Source organism: Curtobacterium sp. VKM Ac-2861, assembly GCF_013204965.1.
Lineage (GTDB): Bacteria > Actinomycetota > Actinomycetes > Actinomycetales > Microbacteriaceae > Curtobacterium.
The window spans coordinates 68,407-77,270 of sequence record NZ_JABMLA010000009.1; the positions used below are offsets into that span (position 1 = coordinate 68,407).

Sequence of the window (8,864 nt, forward strand, 5' to 3'; positions counted from 1 at the left end):
CCACGCCCGCTCCGGGTACCGCTGAGGACTACTCGATCGGCTCCACGACACCGGTGGACTGCTCGCGGACGACGGCCCGTGCGGCGGCCTGCCCCGTCGTCGAGCTCTTGACGATGTCGCTCAGGGTGAACCCGGCGGTCGTCCCGAGCAGGGCGTCGACCTCGCTGAACTGGCTCACGATGCTCTTCGACAGGGCGCCGGCGCCGTCGGAGGACACCACGGTCAGCTTGTCGATGTTGCCCATCGGTGCCGCGAGCTCGCGGGCGATGCTCGGCAGGGTCTCGATGGCCTTGACGCGCAGGACGGCCTCGGAGTGCTGTGCGAGTGCGTCGGCCTGGGCCTTCGTGGCGTCTGCCTCGGCCTGACCCTTGGCGCGGATCGCGTCGGCCGCTGCCTCACCTTCGGCACGGGAGGCGTCGGCGGCGAGCTTGCGCGCCTCGGACTCGGCCTTCGCCTCGGCGGCGATCGCTTCGGCGGAGATCCGACGGGCCTCGGCCTGGGCGCGGGCCGTCTCGACCTGGGCACCGGCGGCCGCTTCGGCCTCGACGCGGGTCTTGCGCGCCTGCGCCTCGGCGACGGCGGAGACCTCGGACTCGAGCTCGGCACGGCGCAGCTCGGCACGCTTCTGCGCGGTGATCTGCTCCTGCTCGACGACGCCCTGCGCCGCACGGGCCTGGGCGAGCGGACCGGCGGCTGCGGCCTCGGCCGATGCCCGGTCGGCGTCGAGCTGCAGTGCGGCGCGGCGGATCGCCAGGGTGTTCTCGGCTTCGGCGATGGCCTGGTCGGCGGTGGCACGGGCTTCTCGCGCTTCGCGGTCGGCCTGCGCCTCGGCGTTCTCCGCCTCGAGCCGGACGCGGGCGCGCTCGGCACGACCGAGGTCGCTGATGTACTCGTTGCGGTCCGAGATGCCCTTGATCTCGAAGGAGTCGACGTCGAGCCCCTGGCTGTGCAGGGCCTCCTTCGCCACGTCGAGCACCGCGACGGTGAGCTGGTCGCGGTTGCGGATGATCGTGGACACGTCGGTCGCACCGATCGACGCACGGAGCGATCCCGACAGGACCTCGCGCGCGAAGTCGTCGATCTTCTTCTCCTGCCCGAGGAACCGCTGCGCGGCCGCCCGGATCGAGGCATCGGTCTCGCCGACCTTGACGAGCGCGACCGCTTCGACGTCGATCGTCACGCCGCGGGAGTCCTGCGCGTTGACGTTGATGTCGATCGCCCTAGAGCTGAGCGAGAGCTTCGCGACCTTCTCGAAGAACGGTCGGACGAGGACACCGGCGCCGAGCACGACCTTGATGCCGGACTCGACGGTCTCGGTGCCGTCGTCGTTCTTGACCTTGCGCGAGCGCTTGCCGGTGATGATGAGCGCTTCGTCGGCGCCGGCGTTGCGGTACACGACCTTCGCGTAGATCAGCGCGATCACGGCGAGGACGATGATCCCCACGATGATCAGCGGGATGGCTCCGAGCGCGAACAGGACTTCCATGACTCCCCCTCCGGACCAGGCACCAGCCTGGATTCCGCATCTGTTGTTCCGTTGGGTCCCATCCTACGAGCCGTCGATGACGCGCGGCAGCCGGAGGTGCGTGTTTGGAAGCTTTTCCGGTCAGTTTTAGCTCTTTGTGACAGACTTCCCTGTCAGGAGGTCCCATGGTCCAGCGATCGTCACCCCGCCGCCGACAGCAGCTCGTGTCATTCGGTGAGAACATCCGCCGATGGCGGTCTGTCAACGGCATGTCCGCTGCGGAGTTGGCCGAACGGGCTGCGGTGACGCGCGACACGTTGCGAGCGATCGAGACCGGCACCGGTGGGCGCATCGATTCCCTCTTCGCAGTCCTCGGCGCACTCGGGATCGCAGACACGACGATCGAGGCGATCGACCCGTTCCGGAGCGAGACGGCGCGCGCTCGGATCGATGACATCCTCCGCAGCGGCGGTGCCCTGTGATTGACGAATCGGTCGAGGTCTGGACCGGCGAGTCCGCGGAACCACGTCGCGTGGGTACCTTGCGCCCGTCCTTCCAGGGCTTGCGGACGCTGGCCTCGTCGTCGTTCGAGTACGACGACGACTTCCTCCGACACGGTTGGCAGGTCTCCCCCGACCTCCCACTCCGCCCCGGTCGGACGTACACGGCCGACAGCCAGACCCTGCCCGGTGCGTTCAGCGACGCGGCTCCGGACGAGTGGGGACAGAAGCTGATCCGCGCAGACCACGCCGCGCGACGACAGCGAGACCGGTCACTTGCCGCTCGGCTCGGCGAGTTCGACTACCTCCTCGGCGTCGCGGACCACACCAGGATCGGAGCGCTCCGGTTCCGGGTGGGTGGCTCCTGGTCGTCTGCGGAGACCGGGGTCGCGAACCTCTACGACCTCGCCCGGATCCTCGCCGCCGCCGCTCGGTACGAGGACGACGAGGCGACCGACGAGGACATCGCGTACCTCGGTGACGTCGCGACCTCTCCCGGCGGCGCTCGGCCGAAGGCGAACGTCCTCACTCCGCGCGGGACGCTCGCGATCGCGAAGCTGCCGCACTCGAAGGACGGCCGCTTCGACGTCGAGCGCTGGGAAGGAGTCGCGCTCACCCTCGCGACGGATGCCGGGCTCAGAGCGCCGGTGTGGTCACTCGTGGGACCGGAGTCCGGACGTGCCGTCCTGCTCTCCGAGCGCTTCGACCGAGACGGCTCCGGGGACCGACTCGGGTACATGTCGGCACGGACGGCGCTCGAGCTCGGCGCCCACGACGACGGGTCACGACTGACCTACGAGGACCTCACCGACGTCGTCGACCACTGGAGTTCGGCTCCCGCAGCGGACCTCCGCGAGATGTTCGGCCGGATCGCGTTGTCCGTCCTCGTGAACAACGTCGACGACCACTGGCGGAACCACGCCTTCCTCCACACGCCCACCGGGTGGCGGCTCTCGCCCGTCTTCGACGTCAACCCGAGTCGACAGCGCGGGGTGATCGACTCCCGGGCGATCTCCCCGTCGGACGACCCCAGGTCCCGCGACCTGCGGAACCTGCTCGACATCGCGGACGCCTTCCGGCTCCGGCGCCCGGACGCGGAGCAGGTGCTCCAGCGTGTCGCGGGCGCGGTGGCGGGGTGGGACCGGGTCGCGGCCGGCGTCGGGATCGGTGGGGACGAGCGGGAAGCGATGCGCGTGGCCTTCGACTCGCCCCAACTGGACTGGGCGCTGGGGCTCTAGACCAGGACGGACAGGAGGCGCGGTGCAGGATCACCTGCACCGCGCCTCCTGTCGATGGTCGCGTCAGCGCCTACGCGCCCGCACGCCACCAGTCGTCGAACGGCGTCGCCGGCACCTGGCGCTTGTGCTCGGTCGCGCGGTACCGCGACTCGATCGCCTCGGCGACCTCGAGCGGCACGTCGTGCCCCTGCAGGTAGGCGTCGATCTCGGCGTAGGACAGCCCGAGGTTCGCTTCGTCGGTCTGGCCGGGCGTCTCGTCGAGCAGGTCCGCGGTGGGGGCCTTCTCGTACAGGCGGGCGGGCGCTCCGAGGTGCTCGAGCAACTGCCGCCCCTGGCTCTTCGACAGGCCGGTGAGCGGCGTCAGGTCGACGCCGCCGTCGCCGTACTTCGTGAAGAAGCCGGTGACCGCCTCGGCCGCGTGGTCGGTCCCGACGACGAGCAGCCCGCGCTGGCCGGCGACGGCGTACTGGGCGACCATGCGCATCCGGGCCTTGACGTTGCCCTTCACGAAGTCGCTCAGCTCGACGCCCGAGGCAGCGGTGTCGAGCATGACGCCGTCGACGCCGTGCTCGATGTTGACGGTGATGCCCGGGTCGGCTGCGATGAACTGCAGGGCGAGCTGGGCGTCGTCCTCGTCGGCCTGCACGCGGTACGGCATGCGGACGGTCGTGAACTCGGCGGGGTGGCCCTCGGCGCGGAGGGACTCGACCGCGAGCTGGGTCAGGCGCCCGGCGAGCGTGGAGTCCTGGCCGCCGCTGATGGCGAGCAGGAACCCCTTCGCGCCGGTCGTGAGCAGGTAGTCACGGAGGAACCCGACACGGCGGGCGATCTCCTGCTCCGGCTCGATGGTCGGCTGGACGTTGAGGTCCGCGGCGATGGCGGCTTGGAGTTCACGCACCACCCCAGTATCCCGCTGCACCCGCCGGTGTGCACAGCGTTCAGCGGACGGGTTCTGCGTCCACCGGCCGGATCGTGTTGTCGTGGTCGACGCCGATCGCGCAGGTGCAGACGACGCCGAGCGTCTCGGCGCTCTGCGTCAGCCGGAACCGCTCGACGTGCGGCGGGCCGACTCGACGGTCGAGCGGGTGGGTGTCGTGATCGTGCACGGTGGTCCTCACTGACTCGTGGTGGTGCGGATGTCCGGTGCGGTGGCGGTCCGAACCGCCACCGCACCGGAGGGCCCGAGGCGACCCGAACGCCGCGGCCCCGTGGAGACGCACGCCGGTACCCGCCGGCGCGCGTCGGAGTTCATGGACGCCGGCGGCGTCGCGCTCGGAGCGCAGTGCGAGTCATGGGTCCCTTTCCCGGGCGGAGGTCCGCCGCTGCTGATCCATCCCCCGGCGGTTCGACGGGAGACCCGAACGGTCCGGCACCGGACCGAGGACGACGGCTGGTGAGGCCGTCTTCCTGTGCAAGCTACCAGCGCCACACCCCGAGGCCATACCCCCGTTCCGGGGCCGAACCACGGGTTGAACTCTCGTTGACAGTTAGAGATCAAACAGTTAGAGTTCTGATCATGCAGGCACCGGATCTCACCACCCCGCTCGAACTCATGCGGTGGATCGGATGGGCACAGCGCAAGGCAGCTGACGAGTGGGTCCGTGATCGGGACCTCACCCGCGAGCAGAGCTTCGTGCTGGGGTACCTGCAGCAGAACCCCGGAGCGATCCAACGCGACATCGCCGAGATCACCCGGACCAGCGCGGCCAGCGTCTCGAGCCTCCTGCAGGGCCTCGAGCGGCGCGGCCTCGTCGAACGGCGACCCGACGCCACGAACGGTCGGACGAAGACGGTGCACGCCACCCCGGCGGGCATCGACCTCATCGCCGGCTTCACCGACGCGATGGTCGCCCTCGACGACACCCTGCTCGCACCACTCGACACGGACGAACGCGCCACCCTGCGGCACCTGCTGCAGAAGGTGACCGCAGAGCTCGCACCGCCGACGCGGTAGCGCCGCGGACGCGGTAGCACCGCGGACCCGGTGACGCCACCGACGCGGTAGCACCGCCCCGGCACCGACGTCACCTGCGCGCTCGACGCGCCACGGGCCTCCCGGCCCCACCCCCGCACGCGACGGCATCCCGTCGCGCCCTCAGCCCTGCCCACGAGGAGGCAGTCATGACCACCACCACCCCCGAGAACACCGCCGCGGCCACCAACCGCTGGTACCTCTCCGCCGCCCCGATCGCCCGGGCCCTCGTGCACCTGTGTGTGCCGATGGCCGCTGCGATGGTCGTGAGCGCCCTGTACAACGTCATCAACGCCGGCTTCATCGGCTCGCAGCACGACACGTCGCTGCTCGCCGCGATCACCTTCGGCACCCCGCTGCTCGGCATCGTCATGGCCGTCGGCGGCGTGTTCGGCGTCGGCGGCAGCGCCCTGATGTCCCGCCTGCTCGGCGCCTCGGAGCACGACCCCGCCAAGGCGCAGGACATCAAGCACGTCGCCTCGTTCGCGCTGTGGGGAGCCGTCGTCACCGGTGCGGTCCTGGCCGTCGTCGGGCTCGTGTTCCTGCGCCCCCTGGTCGCCGTGCTCGGTGCCGACGCAGCAGCCGTCCCCGCCACGAGTGAGTACGTCGCCGTGATGCTCGCGTTCGTCCCGGTGCTCGCCTCGTCGTTCGCCCTCGAGCAGATCGTCCGCTCGGAGGGTGCTGCACGCCAGGCGATGATCGGCCTGGTCCTGTCGACCATCGGGAACCTGGTGTTCGACGTGCTCTTCATCCTCGTGCTGCACTGGGGGGTCGGTGGTGCAGCACTGGCGGTCGGACTCGCGAACGTCGTGTCGATCGCCTACTGGGTGACCTGGCTGCAGCGGAACAGCGAGAACGTCAGCTTCGCGCCGAAGTGGTTCACGCTCCGTGCCGACATCCTGAAGCCCGTCTTCGGCATCGGCGTCGGCGAGCTGCTGCAGTCCGCCTTCCTGATCGTCACGACGCTCGTGCTCAACAACCTCGCCGCCGCCTACGGCGACGACCCGCTCGCCGCCATGGGCGTCGCGGTCCGCATCGCGCAGGTGCCGGAGTTCCTGGTGATGGGCGTCACGATCGGTGTACTGCCGCTGCTCGCCTACGCATTCGGCAAGGGCGACGCCGCACGCCTCCGGGCCGCCCTCCGCGGAGCCGCCTTCACGGTCGGCGCGATCGTGCTCGTGTTCTCCGGCGCGGTCTTCACCTTCCGCGAGCAGGTGTTCACGATCTTCTCCGGCGACCACTCGGTCCTCGCGATCGGCCTGACGATCCTGACGGCGCAGCTCGTCGCCGCCATCGTGAACGGGTTCACGGGGTTGCTCACCTCGCTGTTCCAGGCGACCGGCATGGTGCTGCCCGCGATGGTGCTGTCGCTGGCGCAGGGCGTGCTGTTCATCCCGATCGTCATCGTCGGCAACCTGTGGTTCGGACTCGCCGGGATCATCTGGGCGCTGACCGTCACCGAGGTCATCGTGTTCGCCGCCGCGGTGGTGCTGTGGCTGGCGTCGCGCGGGAAGATCGCGCGCGGCCTGGCCGCCGGCAGCGAGGAGCGGGCGGACGCCGCGCTCGAGGAGGCGCCCGCCGCCGCGTAGCGCGGCGCGCTCGCATGGTGAGCAGAAGCGGTCGGGTCCCGTTCCAGGACCCGACCTCTTCTGCTCACGAAGCGGGGGTGAACGTGGCCAGCGTCGGACGGGAGGCCCGTGGCGGCCGGGTGGCGGGCCTCCCGTCCGGCGCGTGGCCGGGTCGCGGGCACGGGCACGGTGAGCAGAAATGGTCGGGTCCCGGATGGTGACCCGACCATTTCTGCTCACGAAGTGCGTCGGGTGCGGCGCAGGAGGAGCACGACGACGGCCCCGGCGGCGAGGACCGTGCCGGCGCCGAGCGCGACCCAGACACCCGGGGCGATGCCGGGCGCCGAGTCGGGCGCGCCGTCGGATGCCCCGGTGGCGGTCGCCGTCGACGTCGGAGTGGGGGTGACGGGGTCCGACGTCGGCACCGTCGGCACCGTCGTCGCCGGAGTCGTCGCGGACGGCGTCGTGACCGCGGCCCGGTACTCGAACCCGTACGAGCCGTCGATCGGGTGCCCGTCCGGCGACACGTACCGCCAGAGCACCGTGTACGCGCCGTTCTCGAGGTCGACGGCCTTGCCCATCGTCATCCCGGAGACGGTCACCTCGCCCGTCGACACGTCGGTGCCGTCGGCGTCGGTGACCTGGATCCGCAGTCCGGCGTCGAGACCGGCGAGCGGTGCCTCGCTGAACGTCAGATCGATCCGGTCGAGCGGTTCGGTGATGACCGCGCCGTCAGCGGGCGAGCTGCCGGTGAGCGCCGAGTGCGCCGAGGCCGGTTGAACCCCGATGAGCGCCAGGAGCCCTCCGACGACGATCGCGAGGGAAGCTGCCGTCGTTCGTCCTGTCCGCATGCACAGACTCTACAAGCCGTAGAGCAGCGGACCGGGACGGATCAGATCTGCTCGCCGAGGAAGTCGGCGTAGGACGGCTCCCGCCGTGCGTCACCCGTGCTGGTGGAAGCGTGGCCGGTTCCTTCGAGGCGCTCGGCCACGAGGGCTTCGAGGTCCTCCGGCGACCGGAGGCCGTGGCGGTGCCAATCGTGCTGCATCCTGGCGGTCATGACGACCAGCCCTTCGTCGAGATGATGCGCATCTCGGATTCGTCCGGATCGACCCGCTGTGCCAGACCCCACATCTGTGAGGAGCATCGTGACGACGGATCCCTGATGACCGATCCGGTACCTCCACGGTAGGGGTTGCGTCCGACGCCGTCGAGCGCGGTGCGCTTCTCGGCCGATCGCACGCCGCCGCCCGGATCGCCGTAGCGTCGGGGCATGGAGATCCTGTTCGTCCACGGCGCCCTGGTCCGCGACGGTGCCTGGTGGTGGCAGCCCACCGCCGACCTGCTGCACAGTCGCACCGGAACCCGCGGCCGCACCGGCATCCGCAGCCGAGCGGTCTCGTTGCCGTCCTGTGGCGAGGGGCCGTCGGGACACCCCGACGGTGGGCTCGCCGAGGACGCAGCCGCCCTGCGTGCCGCCCTCGACGACAGCGACGGGGCGATCGTCGTCGGGCACTCCTACGGCGGCACCGTCATCGCCGAGGCCGGACGGCACGGCGCCGTCGCTCACCTGCTGTACGTGTCCTCGTACCTGCCCGACGTCGGCTCCGCGCAGGCCGGCATCATGGCCGACGAGCCGGTCCCCGTGTCGATCGGCCCGGCCGGTGAAGGAGTCCTCGCCGTCGCCGGGTACGACGCTGGGTCCTTCGGTGCCCGCTTCCTGCAGGACGCCGACACGAGCACCCAGCAGGCCGCCTGGGACCGGGTGACCGCCCAGTCGGCGGGGGCGTTCGTGACGCCGACGACGGCAGCAGGGTGGCAGGACGTCGACTCGACTTATCTCGTCTGTACCGAGGACCGCAGCACCACCGTGGGGCTGCAGCGCGCGCACGCGGCGCGGGCGACGCGGAGCGTCGACGTGCCGACCGGGCACCACCCGTTCATCACGCGGCCCGACCTGGTCGTCGAGCAACTGGAGCTGCTGCTCGGAGGCGCCGCGGCCTGAGCCGGGGCAAGACGACGGACGGGAGGTGCGGTGCCAGCTGTGAACTGGTCCCCGGTTCTTGGACTGATTAGTCGGTTCGAGATCCGGGGATGGTTCGTGTGGGTGGTACCGCGTCG

General features: G+C 70.7%; 10 protein-coding genes. 5 read left to right on the top strand and 5 right to left on the bottom strand.

What is annotated here, in order from left to right; translation table 11 throughout:
• Positions 1 to 28: 28 nt before the first annotated feature.
• Positions 29 to 1,486 carry an SPFH domain-containing protein gene (locus HQQ88_RS18565; RefSeq protein ID WP_173170876.1) on the bottom strand — a complete coding sequence of 486 codons (1,458 nt, stop codon included), beginning with the start codon at positions 1,484 to 1,486 and terminating at the stop codon, positions 29 to 31.
• A gap of 164 nt (positions 1,487 to 1,650) precedes the next feature.
• Here HQQ88_RS18565 and HQQ88_RS18570 point away from each other — a divergent pair, with 164 nt between their 5' ends.
• Together HQQ88_RS18570 and HQQ88_RS18575 are read left to right on the top strand one after the other, a co-directional pair.
• A complete protein-coding gene (locus HQQ88_RS18570) occupies positions 1,651 to 1,947 on the top strand; it encodes a helix-turn-helix domain-containing protein (RefSeq protein WP_123340833.1) in 297 nt (98 codons plus the stop codon).
• Between the two features lie 50 nt (positions 1,948 to 1,997).
• Complete coding sequence (locus HQQ88_RS18575; protein WP_173170878.1) at positions 1,998 to 3,203, top strand: type II toxin-antitoxin system HipA family toxin; 1,206 nt, start codon at positions 1,998 to 2,000, stop codon at positions 3,201 to 3,203.
• A 70-nt stretch (positions 3,204 to 3,273) separates the two neighbouring features.
• On the opposite strand, the gene nadE is transcribed toward HQQ88_RS18575, so the two are convergent.
• The gene (gene nadE, locus HQQ88_RS18580) at positions 3,274 to 4,101 is read right to left on the bottom strand and encodes an ammonia-dependent NAD(+) synthetase (protein WP_123293421.1); all 828 of its coding nucleotides are present in this window, start codon (positions 4,099 to 4,101) and stop codon (positions 3,274 to 3,276) included.
• A gap of 40 nt (positions 4,102 to 4,141) precedes the next feature.
• Entirely contained in the window at positions 4,142 to 4,309 is a 168-nt protein-coding gene (locus HQQ88_RS18585; protein WP_165901387.1) for a hypothetical protein, read from the bottom strand.
• A gap of 410 nt (positions 4,310 to 4,719) precedes the next feature.
• Here HQQ88_RS18585 and HQQ88_RS18590 point away from each other — a divergent pair, with 410 nt between their 5' ends.
• Together HQQ88_RS18590 and HQQ88_RS18595 are read left to right on the top strand one after the other, a co-directional pair.
• The gene (locus HQQ88_RS18590; RefSeq protein ID WP_123340836.1) at positions 4,720 to 5,157 is read left to right on the top strand and encodes a MarR family winged helix-turn-helix transcriptional regulator; all 438 of its coding nucleotides are present in this window, start codon (positions 4,720 to 4,722) and stop codon (positions 5,155 to 5,157) included.
• 167 nt (positions 5,158 to 5,324) lie between these two features.
• A complete protein-coding gene (locus tag HQQ88_RS18595) occupies positions 5,325 to 6,764 on the top strand; it encodes an MATE family efflux transporter (RefSeq protein ID WP_123293327.1) in 1,440 nt (479 codons plus the stop codon).
• A gap of 215 nt (positions 6,765 to 6,979) precedes the next feature.
• Here the strand turns inward: HQQ88_RS18595 and HQQ88_RS18600 are convergent, their stop codons facing one another.
• Both HQQ88_RS18600 and HQQ88_RS18605 read right to left on the bottom strand, forming a co-directional pair.
• Positions 6,980 to 7,594, bottom strand: coding sequence for a copper resistance protein CopC (locus tag HQQ88_RS18600; RefSeq protein ID WP_173170880.1), 615 nt, complete (start codon positions 7,592 to 7,594; stop codon positions 6,980 to 6,982).
• 41 nt (positions 7,595 to 7,635) lie between these two features.
• Complete coding sequence (locus HQQ88_RS18605; protein WP_159570266.1) at positions 7,636 to 7,803, bottom strand: hypothetical protein; 168 nt, start codon at positions 7,801 to 7,803, stop codon at positions 7,636 to 7,638.
• 213 nt (positions 7,804 to 8,016) lie between these two features.
• On the opposite strand from HQQ88_RS18605, the gene HQQ88_RS18610 reads away from it, so the two are divergent.
• Positions 8,017 to 8,748 (top strand): alpha/beta hydrolase, encoded by a 732-nt coding sequence (locus HQQ88_RS18610; RefSeq protein ID WP_173170882.1) that lies wholly within the window; start codon positions 8,017 to 8,019, stop codon positions 8,746 to 8,748.
• The last annotated feature ends 116 nt before the right edge of the window (positions 8,749 to 8,864 follow it).